This is a genomic window from Bowmanella sp. JS7-9, from assembly GCF_004329715.1.
Taxonomy (GTDB): domain Bacteria; phylum Pseudomonadota; class Gammaproteobacteria; order Enterobacterales; family Alteromonadaceae; genus Pseudobowmanella; species Pseudobowmanella zhangzhouensis.
The window spans coordinates 56,582-73,740 of the sequence record NZ_JXSY01000002.1 but is presented as its reverse complement, the minus strand read 5'-3'; the positions used below and the strand labels follow the sequence as shown (position 1 = coordinate 73,740).

Sequence of the window (17,159 nt, the reverse complement as noted above, 5' to 3'; positions counted from 1 at the left end):
GCCAATTCAGAGTTAATTAGTAATTTGTTATTGCCATTCGCGACCGTGTCACATTGTTCGACATTATCGTAATGTTACAGATTAACAATAAGCAACACATTGATAAATAAGGATTTTCATTTAGGCCCACCAACACCCGCCCCCTTGTCATTTGTCGCGCACACAGCTTGTGTGATTTTGATTGGGCATGACAAACGTTGTGCCTCGTTGACATTGAAAAAGGTAAAAATTATGTCTTTACTTCTAAAACCCGTAACAAAAAAAGTACGCGTACTGGCTCGTGTACTACCACCTCATAACATCCCACTCACTGATTGCAATTTGGTTGCAATACATTCGTTTTGTCAAAAGCCCCTCTCCTCCGCAGTTGTTTCTTCAACTATGGCAACGCGGATTGACAATCAACTTGTTTTTGCAATGTACAGTCCCGGTCTTTACCCGCAATTTACGTTTCCAAATCCCTGTAATGTCGAAATTTGTAACACACAAATTCCGGCCGACGTCTGGAAAAACATGAGGGGAAAACTCATCTCTGATGAATTTGAGTCTCTGATAAATCACATGGAAGTGATAGACAATGATGCAGCAATAAATTTTATCTGGTCGACATTAAAAGATAAGGAGCTTTTAGCAGAACTATTGGTGCCTCGTCAGCCTAGTCGCTTAATTAGCTGTTATCCTGATGAATTGGGCAACAAAGTCTTAACCGATATACTCAGTTTCACTCCGTCAGATTCAAATGACTGGTTTTTAAACTTTGTGGTGCAGCTCATTATTTCAGCGTATACCTTCAAGCAGAAAAATATGGGCTTGAATCCTGTTTACGCCCCTCTGTGTCTAGCTTTTCATGATCTTTATTATCGTAACAACGCTTTGTATAACGACATTCGTAACAAAACGTTAGTGGCTTTTAACATTGATATTTATAAGGAATTTCCTCTGACGTTCTACTGCAGAGCTTAGCAGAGTAGTTCCAGATATCTTAACCAAATGCCGGTGACGTGCAGAGCTTGCACGAACACTGGCATCTGTTTTCTTTTCTGATTAGCCACATCTCGTACCTGGCTAATTTCCAGTACGCCATGGGGAGAGTTCCGCCCCTTGAATCTCGCCTTTGGATTTGGCATGGCTTGCAAAGCACTTGCGAATTTCGCTGGCAACCGCTTTTTCCAATAGGTTTGGTAGCTTTTTAAACCCCGCTCCGTCAGCGTGTCCAACCCGTCGACAACACGATGATAGAGACGGATTCGGATATTCTCTGGTGGAATGCCAATCGCATCCAACGCTGCCAAAAACACCTCAACCTGTTCTGGCTGTGTACACCTGACAGCGTACCCTGCCCGTTCCCGTGCCAGACTGAGCATTTTTACGCCATTCAAAATTGCCTGTTGGCGGCTCGCATGACGATCATTTAAAAAAATTGTCTCAACACGCCCTAATATGCCCATGAGTATCGCGCGGTTCCTCGACTCGGTTTTTCCTGGCGGCAACGCCGACTGTGGTTTTGGCGCTTTTGGGTATTGTGGAAATTTGGCGCCCTTATCTGGATATCTCTCAGCAAACCACGCAGCCGACTGTTCCACTGCCTGCACATCTGTAGTGCGATATCCGAGTGTCGCGGCAACAGTTTCTGCAGGGTGCTGGCGCAGCTTTTGAGTAATTTCAAACAGTTCGGACAGCGACAGGACGGTATGTGATTGTTTGTACTTATCAATCACAGGTTGTAAATCAGGTGCAGGTAAGCCTATCAAAGATCGCTTGCCGCCATTGCTAATTCGTCCCAGAAATGGATCATTTCCGTGCCTGAAAGACAGGCCCTCGCGAAATCCACACTGAGGGTATGACTCTGACAGCCTGATATCTGGCCATATAAACACCGCGTTGGCTGTTGTCAGTAATTCCGACTGTGTCAGTGCCACGGCGATTGAACGAATATGAATATAACGATTTATCGTGACATCGATTTCGCTGTGCCCCAGCATTTCACACAGATGCCAGAATTTGAACGTATCGTCGTAGCCCTGGCACAAATTCTCAATAAATTTTTCACATTGCTCATCATCAAAAAATGGGTGGCACATAAACGCCGGGCGCCATCGACCATTGGACCAGGTTTTGTAAAATAGCCTCATACAGTTGAATGACGCGCAACTGTGGCGCAGATGATGGAACCTAACCGATTTGTCTCCTGTAACGGCGCGCAACAGATCTGATGCCAGCGACATTGCAGCAGAGGCTTGTGCCGCATTACTAAAAAGCGCTGAACTTTTTTTCATGCCCGACGCGCCTTGCGCTATTTCAACTAAATACGTCAATTGTGCTGTTGGCAACAGCGGCTGCAGTTCAATATTTCGAACCCCTGCGGGAGATTTTGGTTTGCGCTGTTCATTAGGTCGGATTTTTAATGTGCAACATTGGCCCCCCCCGCGTGGATAGGGTTGAACGTCACTCAGACACAATCCCAAAATCTCGTTACGTCGTAACCCGGCATAAAAACCGAGGGCGACAAACAACGCGGCCAATTTGGACTCTGCCGTATCAGCACTAGCCAAAGCAGCAAGCACTTTATCGATATCCGCTGGAGTAACCAGATTGGCATCAACCCTCACTGCCAAATCCGGCAACTCCAATTCGTCCAGCGGAATGTCTGGCACAACACCAGTGCGCATCAAAAACTCAGCGAAATAGACGACGAATTTTTTTTGTTGCGGCGATGCGACACCGTCAATTATGAGCTGCAATTTGTTCAATAATTCGGATTCAGACAGCAACCGCACATCCAGATCGATAAATACATTCATTGCAGGCTGAAAAATTGTTGAAAAATATTGCGTTATTGTTGACGCTGCCAGGTGTGATTTTTTGACTCCACCATTTCGCATCATGGCAATCAACCAATAGCCCATCATGCGGGCCAAAAGATTCGGCTCTGTGAGCAAGGATTCTTCAATTTCTTTGCATATTGCTTTGTAGCTCGCTTTACCCAGGCGCTTTTTTGGAAACAGGGCTAACCAGGAGTTTTTTAACTGCCGTATCCGATTAATTTCATCAATGGATCTCACTGGCTGTGCGGGTTGACAGACACTATTTTGAATTTTGATTGGCAGGTCTTTCATCGGTAACGATAAAGGACCAGCATCGCCCCCCAGCTGACCAGTCATTAATCGGTGAAATACATTATTGGGTAACTCTGTAGATGAGATGGCCCCAACGATCAGTTGACTAAAGACCGGCCCGATTTGCATCGCCCCCTGATATTTTCGGCAACCGATAATCTGGCGCTCAGTGAGATGTTCCAACCCAATTCCTAGCCCGTAACTTTTCAGCGCCAAGCGACATAACCTTATATCGATTACCTCCCTTAGGCTTAACATGTGTTTACGCACTCTCAACAGCAATAGAGTGCTCGTATCACACAAAGCAAACCGTTGGCATGGCTCGTCATCCAAATGCGCGAAATTTTGATTATCAAAATAAATCAGCTTGCCATTTTTAATCAGATCGACGGCCGTTCGCAGATTGGGCACACAACAACGCAACATGAGCCAAACGATTAGTCGCCCCACTGCCGTTCTAAAAGGGAGTTCATCGCGGTTACGACCTATTTTCAGCCCCAACAGTTTGGCATTGTGTAAAGTGTGGAAGGCGTGGACATCAGAATCTGATAAAAAATCTTGTTCCGGCTCCAGTATTACAGGCGCATTAAACTTACCAAGCTCATGCGCCCCTTGGCATTGCAAAACCATACTGTTCAAAATTAAGCGCAGCGCGTTTTTTGTCCCGTCGTCTTCGCAGGTGATCAGCGCACTTTGCAGCGTTTGCACGATTGAACTAACTGAACATTTTTTAAAACTCGCGGCTTGCTCGAGCGCGCGTTGTGCCGTTTCAAAAGCGACCGAAAATGCGCTCTCATCTCCGCGTATTTTCCGATTCATCGCCGCCAAATACCGCTCTGATTCGACGAGCCAGTCAGCTAACAGCTTAACGTCCATATTTCGGCTCCAACGCCACAAATCCGATTCGTTGAATGTAATTTTCAATATGCTGGACTGCGGAATCGAATTGAGCGGCATACCCAACAGCACTGTCCGCCGTGCGGGGCGATTGGCCGTGACTCCAATGGCCCATTAGCGCATTGACCACTCGATCTGAGGCATGTTTTGACAATTCGCTGTGAAATTGATGGCGAAAAAAATTGTCTGCAAATTCAGCCCGATTGATGCCAAATTGTCGATAAACCCGACTGACATTGACTTTTTGAGGACGAAGATCGTCCGTTACGAAAAACAGCCAACGCCCTTCATCGTTTTGCAGTTGCCAGAGGGCCTCATTTTGCCAACCAAATAACCGCAAAAAATGCGCCTTATGTTCATCGTAAAAATTCAGTTGGGACATAAGCGTGTCACAAATTGGCAGAGCGCGTAGCCGCTCCTCAGAGTTAATTTTTTTGTCACAGAAGCGCACCATTTTGTGAGCGAAATCAAATTGTTGTCGTGCTGGCACAATCCCCCGATTGGGTCGACACCCGCTGGCTGCCATAAATAACAGGGCTGTATATGCCGTCAGCTTATTGTGATAGTCGATAGGGTTGGTACACGCATTGACGCTATCTAACGTCCTGTTTACGAGCGATTTAACCGCATTCTCGTCTACCAGAAATCGCGAGTTGATTGACCCGATTTCGAAATTAACCGCACTAACGCACAATGCCATTTTGTCTGCATCATCAGGTAAATAGTCGGCGACTTTCTGCCACAATGATTGCCACATGACGCGTAACGTATCGCCATATACGCTGGTATACAGGCGGGTGACACGGCACTCAAATCGCTGCCAATTCAGCACGATATCCAACTGATTAGCCGAGATATCCGGTTGCGAACTAACAAAATTTGGTAAAAAACGGGCGATTTTATTCAGTGAAAAATTAACAGCGCTATTGTCCGACGCGCGTTGCAGTGCTTTTTGGAGTCGCTTTTTCAGTTGTTTAGATTTGAACAGTCGTTGATTGTGCACAGGGGGGCATGCGGTAAAAAACCGTTCTAGACAGGCGGGCAATCGCAGTCGACTCCATCGTGCCTCCGATTTGGAGGCTGGTAAACGAATTTGCCAATATCCGGTGTTATTGACTGGATCCCATACGATGCCCTCTCGCAACAATCCCGGTGAAAAAATTGTCATGGATTGGAGCTTTTCCACCGGCCAGCCAAGAAAAAAACTGACTAACACTGCGAGGCCAAGCGTACCCTTTTCTGAATACAGCCATTTCAGGCCCAGATCTAACACCGCCCCCGTTTCGAGCGGCGTCATTAATCCGGTATGCAACTGATTCCGTCTGCGGTTTTTTTTAATTTTTCGACCTACTGACACGGACCGTGTGGTGGTGTTGTCCGTCGTGTAAACCGCAGCCAGAGAGCCCAATTCGGCGCGCAGAATGGGTTCAGGATTTTCGAGCACCAATTCGTAGTCAACATCTTCGGCAGCCACGTCGCCAGTTTCATCGAGACTACAATCCGGTGTTACAAATCGCACAGTCTCATCGTCGGATCCGCCGCGAGTGAGCTCACGCAGGTCGATGAAATACCGTTTGCGGCTTTTGGGTACTCCCTTCGAACAGGTTTTGCCGATAGCGCCCTGCACATCACCAAAAAATATCGCAAGGCGCTGCAGGTAGTTTCTGCGTAAATGATTAACCGGCCACTGCAGCGCGGCCTCGCGGCAGTTTTTCCCCAATTTGAGACGGCTACGGTCTGTAAGGCCGGTGAGATCCAACACAATATCGGACCAATTTATTGCCGCGCGGTGTTTAGTCAAAAGCAAACGCAGTGCCCGCGCTCCCAGTTCCGTTTCTTGCGATGACAAACGGTCTTTAATAGCGACCCACTGATACAGAAATGCTGCGAGTAAACGCAGTTCGGCATTGCCCAACGAACAAAAATTCACCTGCCAGAGCAGCGCCCACAGCGGGCTCTCTGCACATAAATTTTTCGTGATCGATTTTTTAAACAATACCCTGCTGTCAGTTTTTTCTGCGCGTTGCGATATGCCGTCCAGCCATTCCTGCCAGCCGCTTTTCTCACCCCAGTCACGTGACAATGCCGGATCAAATTCGAGCAGTTTTTCTAACACAGCGACAACCTGACCAGCCCCGTCCAGTTGCGCAGGTGGGTTTAGCCAGCCGAAAACTTTTTCTCTAATCATCGCTCTCCACCTAATACAGGGATTTGGTGGAGCAACGCCACAGACGCGCCAATGCTGCGAGTGTTGCGACCTCGGGAAACAGTTTCTGCCAATACGGCGAGCGCCAAAGTGAAGCGCACTTTTTTACAGTGTCGCAAAATAGGAATTCGACGATATTTCGGCGTTCACGGTACGACATGGGGTATGCCATCACCGCCTCGTATGCACTTTCTAATGCATAAAGCGATTGTTGAAACTCAGGAAGCGTTTTGTGGACCAAAACCGGAACCGTAGGTAATTCCGCGCTCAGCGCCACGATTGCAGGGATATTTCCGACCAACGTCAATGGATCCGAATGGGAGAACTGCACAACATTCCAAAATCGATGTTCGAGTGGAACTGGGTTTGTCGTGATTGCAGTCTGGATTTGAGGAGCAATCGTTGCTAATCGCGTAAACACAGACTTAGAACTAGCCCCGTGAATCGCCCTTTTAATTTCTGCCCTGCTGGCGTGTCTAAAATCCGCTCTAGGGGTGTACAGCCTCATGAACTCATCCTGCAAACAGTGTTTACGGATGACTGGTGATGTTTTGTTGAAAAATATTGCGCGGAAGGAAAATATTTTTGAATTTTGTTTGTCGCAAACTTTGCGGGCAAAAAAAAGCCCGGACGTTACCGGGCTTTTACCTGCCAGTTAATTCGGCGTATCACGCTCTTCAAAATTTTTTCCAACACGACGCATTGTTTCTGCTACACCATATCGACGCAACATGGCCCGCGTAAGAAAATTGAATGCCACGTCGATTTCATCGAGTGGAAATTCCTCTGCGGCCTCGAAATTATTCGCGACCTTTGTAGATCTAGGCATAAAGCCTCCTAGGTTGAGTCCCCACCACGCTGATGAGGACGAGTTAATGTAAAAAGGATGTAACGACTTGACGACGTTACACCCTCTTATGGCGATGATTTCCGCAAAAATATTTAATTTTTTTAATTTTTTTTATCATAGCTGTTACCCCAGGGCTTAGGTCATGTATTGTAAGGCGAGGCGTGTATTAAGAGGCCGGTGTGAAATGGAAAAAAGACAGAGTAGCCAAAGTGATATGACACAAGATTCGTCAAATACCGACCCAGACCATAAGGCACTGCTCGCACAATCGACGATGCGCGTGCTACCAAATTACGGAGGCAATCTCTTTCCAGAATCGCTCCCCAGCAAAATATCGGGGGCCTATTACAACGTCAAATACGACCTGATGTTCTGGCTCATTGAAAGACACCCCGCCGTTGCTCGATGTTTTGGGTGGACTGACAGCATCGCCGACTAACATTCACCTGTGGTGATCAAATCCGCAAAAATATCCCCCACGCCAAAAATATTTTTTAGCACGGCCGACAGACTGCCGCCCCTATGGTGATCCAATCCGCAAAAATATCACCCCCGCCAAAAATATTTTTAGCACGACCGGCAGACAACCGCCCCTATGGTGATGATCACGGCATTTTTATCGCGCTGATCGAAAAAAAATTTTTACATGCCGCCTATCGGGATATTACGTACCGCCAAATCGTCAAAAACACCACGCTCACGTCACTATCGCAACGAGTGGGGCAAAACTGAAAAGTGGTCAAATTGACCAACATTTTTCGTGCGCCGTTTGGAGAAATTAGCGCCACAATAAGGCACTGTTTTGGGGTGTTCACAACGAAAACCGGCGCTGTTGAAAAGCGCCGGTGCAGGTAATGCCGATTATGTAAAAATGGAATCCCCTGTAGAGATTTTAATTAAACTCGAAAATTAAATGATTTATCAAACCATCGCGAAAATGTCGGTCCCCCCATTTAAAATAAATCGTATAGCTACATTCTGAGGAGTACTTATTTTTTCATTCATAAGCACTCTCATCCGGCATAATCTGTCTTCACTTCGTTCTCACCGCCAACACTTTTCCGTCTCAAACAAAATCAGCCGAAGCTTTTACCTGTGGGGTTCAAGGCTATTTGTGTCATATACCCTGACCTTACCAGTTTGTGGAATACGGAATTTTATCAGCTGATAAAATGAGTTGTGCGTCACCTCATATGGCTTTAGGTCAAATGAAAACAATCTACCCACTAGGTAGTAGTAAAACACCCCTTCTTGGCAATAACAATACGCCAGCAAACTGCTTAAGCTTACAGACATAACACCGAGCTACCGGCTCTAAGGCTTTAACCAGGCTAGGAACGGTAAGCCGTGGCAATAACGCCACCGGGTATGACTGGAAACGGCCACACCTCCCCATTTGGAAAGGTGAGTTATGTTAATTGACGCCTATGCGCGCCGCTTTAGTTATTTACGCTTATCCATTACGGAGACCTGTAACTTCCGTTGCAGCTATTGCCTGCCTGATGGCAACACCTGCGATTCACGCGTTGGTGAATTGTCTATTGCTGAAATAAAGCGCTTGGTTACCGCTTTTGCACAGCTTGGCACCCGCAAAGTACGGATTACCGGAGGCGAGCCCTCACTGAGAAAAGATTTAACCGAAATCATTGCAACCTGCAAAGCTGTGCCCGGCATCGAAAAAGTGGCGCTTACAACCAACGGTTACCGCTTACTGCGCGATGCTAAAGCCTGGCAAGCTGCAGGGCTTGATGCGATTAATGTCAGTATAGATAGCCTGGACGCTGATAACTTTCACCTCATTACCGGTCAGGACAAACTGGCCGAAATTCTTGCAGGCGTTGCCTATGCGCAAGCCTTGGGCATTGCGCAAGTTAAAATCAACACGGTGTTACTCAAACAGCATAATGCCGCTGAACTAGGTGACTTTCTCAACTTTGTTAAATCTCAGCCTATCGCACTGCGATTTATCGAGCTGATGCGCACGGGCGATAATGCCAGCTATTATCAGCGTCAGCACTTAAGTGGCAGTCTGATCCAAAACCAGTTACTGCAGCAGGGCTGGCAACTTAAGACAAAAGCGAAAACCGATGGCCCGGCGTTAGAGTATTCACACCCGGATTATCAAGGCAATATCGGTTTAATCATGCCTTACAGCAAAGATTTTTGCGCCGACTGTAATCGTCTACGTGTATCCAGCCTCGGTCAGCTCTATCTTTGCCTGTTTACTGATAGCTATCAGGATCTGCGCGCTTTCTTACACACCGACGACACCGCCGCACTGCAGCGCTTTTTACAACAAGCGGTGCAAGGCAAAGCCTACAGCCATCAGTTACAACGGGAACACAGTGGCAGCACGCGGCACCTTGCACAGATCGGAGGCTAGCATGCAAACACACACTGCGTTCACTGCCCTGATTCTGGCCGGCGGATTATCCAGCCGAATGGGACAAGATAAAGCCCTACTTAACATTCAGGGGCAAACTCTGCTGTCGCATATGCAGCAACTGGCATTTGCAGCCGGCGCCAAACAGGTTTTGGTAAGCCGCAATCAAGCCGGCTTTATTCATGATTTAGCACAGCCCATGCTACATCAACAAGGTCCGTTGGCAGGCATTTTAGCCAGTCTGAGCCACTGTACTAGCGATAGATTATTAGTGCTGGCTGTGGATACACCACTGTTGACGGCCGACTCGCTGCAACTGTTGCTAAATGCTGCTGCGAACCAGGCGACTTACTTTACCGATAGCCCGCTACCTTGCGTGTTACCGGTTAGCGCCAGCTTGGCTAACCAGATTGAACAGCAATTACATGCAGGGAAACGTTCTGTAAAACAATTACTCGACCAACTTGGTGCCTTATCCGTTGCAAGCTCTGCATCAGAGCTACTTAACACTAACACCCCCGAACAATGGCAGCAGTGTCTTAACGTTTTAGCGCACAGGAGGGATTATGCCCAAGCCTGACTTAACTCATTTTTATCCGCTTGCGGTTTGTGTACTTACCGTATCGGACAGTCGTACTGAACACAATGACTGCAGCGGCGCCTTACTTTGCGACGCATTACAAACAGCGGGGCATAACCTTGTTGGCCGGGCGTTACTGCCAAATAACAAATATCTGCTGCGCGCTCAGCTTAGCCACTGGATTGCCAGTGATCTGGTACAGGTTGTGCTGATAAACGGCGGTACCGGCTATGCCAAAAACAACTGTACTATTGCTGCCATAACGCCGCTGCTTGATAGCACGGTACCCGGCTTTGGCGAGCTATTTCGCCAGCTGTCTTATCAGGATGTTGGCTCTGCGGCGCTGCAATCTGGCGCCTTGGCTGGGTTAGCCAATGACACACTGATATTTGCCATGCCCGGTTCTGGTTCAGCGTGTCAGTTAGCAATGCAGCAACTGATCTTACCGCAGCTTAGCGGAAAAACCGGGCCCTGTAATTTTGTCGCCCATGTTAAACATAGCCCCAGCCAAACCTGTGGAGCCTGACATGTCCAATATGCAAACCGCTACTCTCACCCATTTGAATGCCAATGGTGCCGCCGCAATGGTTGATATTAACGATAAAATGGCTAACCAGCGCGTAGCCCGGGCATCAGCCAAAGTGCAAACCTCAAGCAAGGTTATTAAGCTTATTGAGCAGGCATTGCTGAAAAAAGGCGATGTGCTGGCGACGGCACGTATTGCCGGCATTATGGCCGCGAAGAAAACCAGTGAGCTGATCCCTTTATGCCATAGCCTGATGCTAAGCAAAGTCAGCATCGACTTCCAGCTTAACCCCGAGCGGGGCCAGATTTATATTGAGTCTTACTGTAGCGTAACCGGCCAAACTGGCGTAGAGATGGAAGCGTTAACGGCTGCATCCGTTGCAGCACTTACCATTTACGACATGTGCAAAGCCGTCGATAAATCCATGTCTATTCACGATGTGCAACTGCTGGAAAAAACAGGTGGCAAGTCCGGGCACTATTTACTGGAGACTCATCATGATTAAAGTGCTGTTTTTTGCCGCGCTACGTGAGCGGCTGCATTGTGACCAATATACCGCGCATTGCGCTACCCCAACGACTGTCGAGTCACTGTTGTTACACTTACAACAGCACAATGAACAATGGCAGCAAGCCTTAAGCGGTACAGAGTTACTTTGTGCCATTAACCAAACCATGGTTAGCCACAGTGCCGAGGTCGTTGCTGGCGATGAGGTCGCCTTTTTCCCACCGGTCACCGGAGGTTAACATGACGGTATTTGTTGCTGTGCAAACGGATGACTTTTGCCAGGCCAGTGAGTACGACGAGTTACGCCGTAACGCCGGTTGCGGTGCCATCGTTACCTTTTGTGGGCTGGTACGGGATCTGCAAAGCACTACCCTATCTGGCATGACACTGGAACACTACCCTGGCATGACGGAAAAAGCGTTAAAAGACATCGCCTACAAAGCGAAATCGCGCTGGGAGCTTGGTGCAGTGCATATTATTCACCGGGTTGGCTATTTAAAACCCAACGCCCAAATCGTCTTTGTTGGCGTGGCCAGTGCTCACCGGGCAGCCGCGTTTAGTGCCTGCGAGTTTATTATGGACTACCTGAAAAATCAGGCGCCATTTTGGAAAAAAGAACACACCACTGAAGCCGAATACTGGGTAGCCTCCAAAGACAGCGATAAAGTGGCATTAGCACGCTGGGAGCACTAAAGATGCTGCGCCACGCGCTTTACCTGATGTTCACCGTTTTCTGTCTTTCGCTGCAGGCGGAAGACAAGCTAACCATAGCCGCCGCGTCGGATCTCAGGTTTGCCCTTACGGATATCGTGGCGCAATTCAAACAGCAGCACACTGCTGCAACGGTCGAGTTAGTATTTGGCGCCAGCGGAAAACTCAGCAGCCAAATCCAACACGGCGCACCGTTCGATATTTATTTTTCTGCCGATATTCGGTATGCCAATACACTGGCTGACGCCGGTTTTACTGCAACCGTGCCAGCAGTACATGCTTTAGGCCGCCTGGTGCTGTGGAGCAACACAGCTGGCATTAGCGCGCTTACGCTGTCAGATCTGACACAAAAGCGCTTTAAGCGTATCGCGATTGCCCAGCCAGAACATGCGCCTTATGGCCTACGCGCAAAACAAGCCCTAATCAAGGCGGGCCTCTGGCAACAGTTACAGGCCAAAATCGTCTATGGCGAGAACATTGCGCAAACAGCGCAAATGGTCAAATCCGGTGCAGCGGATATCGGCATTATTGCTCTGTCACTGGCTCTGTCCCCGGCCTTACACGATAAGCCTTATACGCTGATTGACGAGACGCTGCACTCACCACTTGAGCAAGGCTATGTTGTTACCTTGCACGGCGCGGCTAACCCGCTTAGCAAACAATTCATCGCCTACCTGCAAAGCACAAACGCCCGCAACATTATGCTCAGGTACGGTTTTACTGAACCACAACGTAACCATGAGGAGCGCTATGTACCTTAGTCCTGCCGACTATCAGGCGATTTGGTTAACGCTGAAACTATGCAGTCTGACAACAGTTCTGCTGTTAATCGTTGCCACGCCGCTGGCGTGGTGGCTGGCGCGCACCTCGAGTAAAAGCCGCATTGTAATTCAGGCAATAGTGGCGTTACCTTTGGTATTGCCACCCACTGTTTTGGGCTTCTATTTGTTATTGCTGCTTGGGCCAAATGGCGCTATTGGCAGTACTCTTGAACTTATGGGGTTCTCCCACCTGGCGTTTAGTTTCAGTGGCATTGTAGTGGCCTCAGTGTGTTACTCGCTACCTTTTGCCGTGCAACCCCTGATGCAGTCGTTTCAGGATATGGGCCCTTTACCGAATGAACTGGCGGCAAGCCTTGGCGCGGGTTCTTTAGATCGGTTTTTCAGCATTACCTTACCGCTGTGCCGCGGCGGCTTTATTGTTGCGGCAACCTTAAGCTTCGCCCATACCCTGGGGGAGTTCGGCGTCATACTGATGCTGGGTGGCAGTATTCCGGGGGAAACCCGGGTGCTATCGATTCTGATTTATGATCATACCGAAGCGATGAATTACGCCGCAGCTCACACGCTTTCGATTGGCATGTTAGTGGCTGCGTTTGTTGTGCTGTCTATCGTTTATAGCGCGCAGCGCCGCTTCGCCCAGGTAGTAGCATGATTACTTTACAGTTGCAGCTGGTACGGCAGCATTTTGATCTGAACATCAACACAACCTTACCGACAACGGGCATCACCGCTATTGTTGGGCGCTCGGGCTGCGGCAAAACCAGCCTGCTACGCGCTATCGCTGGCCTGGAGCCCAATTGCCAAGGGCTGATTCAATTTAATAACCAGTCATGGCTAACAGGCACTGTCGCATTACCAGTAGAGAAACGACGCATTGGTATGGTGTTTCAGCAAGCTTTTCTGCTGCCGCATTTAAGTACTGAGCAAAATCTGTTGTATGGCTTTAACCGCACGCGAAAACAGCAGCGCACGTTAACCCCCGAATTGATCATAGCCATGCTTGATCTGAAGCCATTACTTGGCCTGAAACAGCACCAATTGTCCGGCGGGCAGCGACAGCGGCTGGCTCTAGGACGCGCCCTGTTAACCAGCCCGCAGCTGCTGTTGTTGGATGAGCCTTTCGCTGGCCTGGATCAGCAAAGTAAAGCTGAGATACTGCCGTTTTTACACCGTATCAGCCAGCAAACAAAGATCCCGATGTTGTTAGTAAGCCATCAGCTGGACGATATTGTGCAGCTTGCCGACCATATTGTCTTACTACAGCAGGGGCAGCTTGTTACACAAGGTCCGTTGCAACAGCAACTGAGTCTGCAAGCGTTCTCAGCGTTTGGCGCCATGTCAGTGTTGCATTGTCACACGGCAACCAGTAACGATGACACCTTGTTAACGCTGCAGCTCGGTAAGCAGCAGTTAATGCTGCCTTATCAGTACTTTAATGGTGCATGCCGTTTGCGGGTGCAAGCAAAAGATGTGGCAATCAGCCTTGAACCTCTGGTAAACAGCTCCGTCAACAACCAGTTACAAGCAACCGTCTGTGGCTTTACCAGCGCATCTCACCCAGCAGAGAGCATCGTGCAGCTACAGGTTGAGGGGCAGCCACTACAGGCGCTTGTTACCAACCGCTCTACTGAACGGTTAAGACTAAAAGCCGACATGACCGTCTATGTGCAAATTAAAGCGGTTGCGATTTATTAAATTGATAAACCAACCCTGGCCAAGCTACCTAACTGTGATACCTCGACACTACCACCAACGCAGTATCTTAAGTAAAAGTTGTTCTGGAACAAGGTTTTGCTAAAGCCTGACTTTACACTGTAGCGGTATTTGTCATTACGCCGGAGTGCATCATGCCAGTTAGTAGCCAACATAAAGTTTACTTACCCGAAAACGCTAAATCTAACCAATATATCCTCGCTGAATTTAAAGCCAGCCCGGAGCTTTACCAGCACTATGTTGGCAGCTGGCATTGCTACCAGCAGTTAAGTGAGCAACTGTTTAAGCTTGCTGAAGAATATCAGCTATACAATGTGCATCTTATTGCAAATGATAAAGTGCCTGTGGTGCGGTTTCATCATGAAGCCTACTCACTGCAAACTGCTGAACAAGTGCCGTTTTTTTATAATCCACTTTATCATGAAGCTCAGGATCTGATTAGCACCGCTAACTATCAGGCAAAAAAAATACAGCTGTTATTTTTGGCAACAGGTGACAACCTGCGCGCCAACGCGGCCGACTTTCATCAGCGCGTTTGCCAGTTATTGCATAAATTAAAGCAGCACCTACCGGTTAAAGATGTAGCGATAAAAATCAGAGATCATCAACATTTAACTTACGATTTGTTCGCCAAGCTAAAAGCCCCAACCGAGAGCTATGGCTACAAACTACGATCTTTGGGCGCACGTTATAAAGCACGTCAGGTCGAACTGGCCGAACATAGCGCATTAACCTATGTGCATGTAACCTTGCCTGTTAGCCGACAACTAAAGCAACGCTTTGCCGATAATATCAGCGAACATAGCAGCCTGTACCAAGGCTTGAGCGCGAGCTTTGAGCAAGCAATTGCCGGCAAGCAACTGGGGCATTGCGCTATGGTCGCGAACGGTTTGACACCCTTAGTCAGAAATAGCAAATTTGAACAGTCGGACACTTCAGCAGAACTTATTCGCCTCGGTTTTGATCCGTCCCGCTCTGAAACGCCTTTCGTTACTTATTGCAGCACAGAAAAGTTAGTCGACACGGTGCATTTTCTGTTTGTTGCCACTGAAGCAGACAAAACAGAAATGGGCTTTGGCAAGTTTATGAACCGCGTTGAATCGGCATTACACAGCTTGGGCGACAAATTGCACTTAGATGGTAAACAACAGGATATGATAGTGCGCTTTCACCAGCACATCAGCTATTTGTTTTAGCAAAAACCGCCAAAAAAAACCGCCCAAGTGGCGTTTTTTTCTGGCTTATGGTTAACACGCAGCCGGGTGTTTCTGTGCACCAAGAAAGCCTGCAGCGAAAGCATTCAGCCGCTCGCTGCGACTGCTTTCGGCAACCATTACCTCAATTAAGGTAAAGCGTTTGCTGGCTAGTGCCAGCTCCAATGCCTGATCAAAATCGTCCAGACTATTTACCTGCATCCCCAATCCGCCCATGCCACGGGCTAAATCAGCATAATGCCAATGGTCTAAATGGGTACACTGTAAATTGGGTGAAAAGGCTTCAATCATGTCCCAGCGCCGGTTATTAAACACAATCACTATTGGTGCAAAACCATACCTGACACAATGCCCCAGCTCTAATCCTGTCATTAAAAAAGCGCCATCGCCTACCAACACGACAGGCCTTAAACCCGTTACTGCTTGCACGCCCACTGCAGCAGGCACGGCATAGCCCATAGAAGCATAAAACGCTGGCGCTAACATTAAACTGGGTTTGGCATGTAACGAGGCAAACAGGCAATCGCCGATATCTGAGATAATGGGTACGGTTAGTGAACTTTCAGCCAAACGCTTATCCAGATGTTGTACCACAGCGCTGGCACTAAATTGCCTGGCCGGTACCTCTTCTTGCTGAGCAAGCGGTAATTGTCCGGCAAAAGGCGGCATATTTTGCGCATTAAGCGCGGCCAACAAGGCATTTAGCGGTAACTGATGATAGGTCACTAAATCCAGTTTCAGGTTATTTTGCTCAATTTCAATCACCTTATCTGGCGAAAATAATGCAGCATGAGCGGCAAAGTTGCTGTCAGTTTTTATCACGCCGATTTGTAAAATCAGATCCGCATCTTTTAGCAATTGCATCGGTCTGACATCAGACTTATCTAAAAAAATGCCCCGATACAAAGGGTGCTGCTGATCAAAGCTTGCCCTGCCCATTAAGGTACTACAAAACGGGATACTCATATTTTCGGCTAGTTGCTGTAGCTCTGACACCGTCTCGAATCGCCTGACATCAACCCCCGCTAGTATAACTGGCCGTTTGGCCGCTTTTAACTTGTCAGTAAGATGCGCCACTGCCAGAGCAAGCTCTAGCACCGGCACTTGCGGTGACTGGTATTGTCCTGCTAACGTCGTGCGAAAGTACACTGCATCACGCGGTATTTCAATTAACACTGGCCGGCTTTGCTCTGCTGCGGTTTTAAGTGCCAGACGAATATCTTCCCCTGCCCGCTCTGCCTTATCCAACCTCACCTGGCAGGCGGTGATTTCGCGGTAAATATCACGCTGTGAGTCAACCGTTTTTGCCTGGTGGTGAATTTGTAAGCCGCGCTGTATTTCCTGCTCACTGGGAAAACCGGCGATAACAACCAGAGGTACATGCTCAACATAAGCCTGAGCCACCGCATTCACCGCATTAAGTGCACCGGCACCATAGGTGAGTAATACCACTGCAGGCTTGTTACTTATGCGGGCGGCCGCATCAGCAGCAAATACAGCAGAGGGCTCGTGACTGAGATAATACAGGGGGAAACGATCGCGTTGCTGTAACTGCTCAAATAACGGCAATACAAAATCACCCGGTATACCAAATAACTGCTTAACGCCAAATAATTCTAACTCTGCAAGTAACGCATCGACCAATAACATAAGCACCCCGTTGTTTGCAGTGTG

Annotated in this window: 17 protein-coding genes and 1 riboswitch; of the genes, 12 read left to right on the top strand and 5 right to left on the bottom strand. The window is 48.2% G+C overall.

The window, feature by feature from the left end; translation table 11 throughout:
- Positions 1–231: 231 nt before the first annotated feature.
- A complete protein-coding gene (locus TK45_RS00660; protein WP_131256696.1) occupies positions 232–963 on the top strand; it encodes a hypothetical protein in 732 nt (243 codons plus the stop codon).
- Here TK45_RS00660 and TK45_RS00655 read toward each other — a convergent pair.
- From TK45_RS00655 to TK45_RS16180, 4 genes are all read right to left on the bottom strand, one after another.
- Positions 960–3,992, bottom strand: a complete 3,033-nt coding sequence (locus TK45_RS00655) for a hypothetical protein (protein ID WP_131256695.1) — start codon at positions 3,990–3,992, stop codon at positions 960–962. The genes TK45_RS00660 and TK45_RS00655 overlap by 4 nt on opposite strands.
- Positions 3,982–6,201, bottom strand: coding sequence for a hypothetical protein (locus TK45_RS00650; RefSeq protein ID WP_131256694.1), 2,220 nt, complete (start codon positions 6,199–6,201; stop codon positions 3,982–3,984). The genes TK45_RS00655 and TK45_RS00650 overlap by 11 nt, the downstream gene beginning before the upstream one ends.
- 10 nt (positions 6,202–6,211) lie before the next feature.
- Positions 6,212–6,727 (bottom strand): hypothetical protein, encoded by a 516-nt coding sequence (locus TK45_RS00645; protein ID WP_131256693.1) that lies wholly within the window; start codon positions 6,725–6,727, stop codon positions 6,212–6,214.
- A 147-nt stretch (positions 6,728–6,874) separates the two neighbouring features.
- Positions 6,875–7,048, bottom strand: coding sequence for a hypothetical protein (locus TK45_RS16180; protein WP_165490667.1), 174 nt, complete (start codon positions 7,046–7,048; stop codon positions 6,875–6,877).
- A gap of 205 nt (positions 7,049–7,253) precedes the next feature.
- Here TK45_RS16180 and TK45_RS00640 point away from each other — a divergent pair, with 205 nt between their 5' ends.
- The 11 genes from TK45_RS00640 to TK45_RS00590 all read left to right on the top strand — a co-directional run bounded on the left by TK45_RS00640 (position 7,254) and on the right by TK45_RS00590 (position 15,467).
- Positions 7,254–7,508, top strand: coding sequence for a hypothetical protein (locus TK45_RS00640; protein WP_131256692.1), 255 nt, complete (start codon positions 7,254–7,256; stop codon positions 7,506–7,508).
- Between the two features lie 847 nt (positions 7,509–8,355).
- Positions 8,356–8,492: riboswitch (molybdenum cofactor riboswitch) on the top strand.
- Positions 8,481–9,452, top strand: coding sequence for a GTP 3',8-cyclase MoaA (moaA, locus tag TK45_RS00635; protein ID WP_131256691.1), 972 nt, complete (start codon positions 8,481–8,483; stop codon positions 9,450–9,452). (Overlaps the previous riboswitch by 12 nt.)
- 1 nt (position 9,453) lies before the next feature.
- Complete coding sequence (locus TK45_RS00630) at positions 9,454–10,032, top strand: molybdenum cofactor guanylyltransferase (protein ID WP_131256690.1); 579 nt, start codon at positions 9,454–9,456, stop codon at positions 10,030–10,032.
- On the top strand, positions 10,019–10,558 hold the full coding sequence (locus TK45_RS00625) for a molybdenum cofactor synthesis domain-containing protein (protein ID WP_131256689.1): 540 nt from the start codon (positions 10,019–10,021) through the stop codon (positions 10,556–10,558). The genes TK45_RS00630 and TK45_RS00625 overlap by 14 nt, the downstream gene beginning before the upstream one ends.
- Position 10,559: 1 nt before the next feature.
- Positions 10,560–11,063 carry a cyclic pyranopterin monophosphate synthase MoaC gene (moaC, locus tag TK45_RS00620; RefSeq protein ID WP_131256688.1) on the top strand — a complete coding sequence of 168 codons (504 nt, stop codon included), beginning with the start codon at positions 10,560–10,562 and terminating at the stop codon, positions 11,061–11,063.
- Positions 11,056–11,304 (top strand): molybdopterin converting factor subunit 1, encoded by a 249-nt coding sequence (gene moaD / locus TK45_RS00615; RefSeq protein WP_131256687.1) that lies wholly within the window; start codon positions 11,056–11,058, stop codon positions 11,302–11,304. The genes moaC and moaD overlap by 8 nt, the downstream gene beginning before the upstream one ends.
- A 1-nt stretch (position 11,305) precedes the next feature.
- A complete protein-coding gene (gene moaE, locus TK45_RS00610; RefSeq protein ID WP_131256686.1) occupies positions 11,306–11,758 on the top strand; it encodes a molybdopterin synthase catalytic subunit MoaE in 453 nt (150 codons plus the stop codon).
- Positions 11,759–11,760: 2 nt separating this feature from the next.
- Entirely contained in the window at positions 11,761–12,537 is a 777-nt protein-coding gene (gene modA / locus TK45_RS00605; RefSeq protein WP_131256685.1) for a molybdate ABC transporter substrate-binding protein, read from the top strand.
- Positions 12,527–13,210: a molybdate ABC transporter permease subunit gene (modB, locus tag TK45_RS00600; RefSeq protein ID WP_131256684.1), complete on the top strand. Its 684-nt coding sequence runs from the start codon at positions 12,527–12,529 to the stop codon at positions 13,208–13,210. Before modA ends, modB begins: the two co-directional genes overlap by 11 nt.
- The gene (gene modC / locus TK45_RS00595) at positions 13,207–14,253 is read left to right on the top strand and encodes a molybdenum ABC transporter ATP-binding protein (RefSeq protein WP_131256683.1); all 1,047 of its coding nucleotides are present in this window, start codon (positions 13,207–13,209) and stop codon (positions 14,251–14,253) included. The genes modB and modC overlap by 4 nt, the downstream gene beginning before the upstream one ends.
- Positions 14,254–14,405: 152 nt before the next feature.
- Complete coding sequence (locus TK45_RS00590; RefSeq protein ID WP_131256682.1) at positions 14,406–15,467, top strand: DUF3083 family protein; 1,062 nt, start codon at positions 14,406–14,408, stop codon at positions 15,465–15,467.
- Between the two features lie 51 nt (positions 15,468–15,518).
- Here TK45_RS00590 and TK45_RS00585 read toward each other — a convergent pair whose 3' ends face one another.
- Positions 15,519–17,135, bottom strand: a complete 1,617-nt coding sequence (locus TK45_RS00585; protein ID WP_131256681.1) for a thiamine pyrophosphate-binding protein — start codon at positions 17,133–17,135, stop codon at positions 15,519–15,521.
- Positions 17,136–17,159 lie beyond the last annotated feature (24 nt).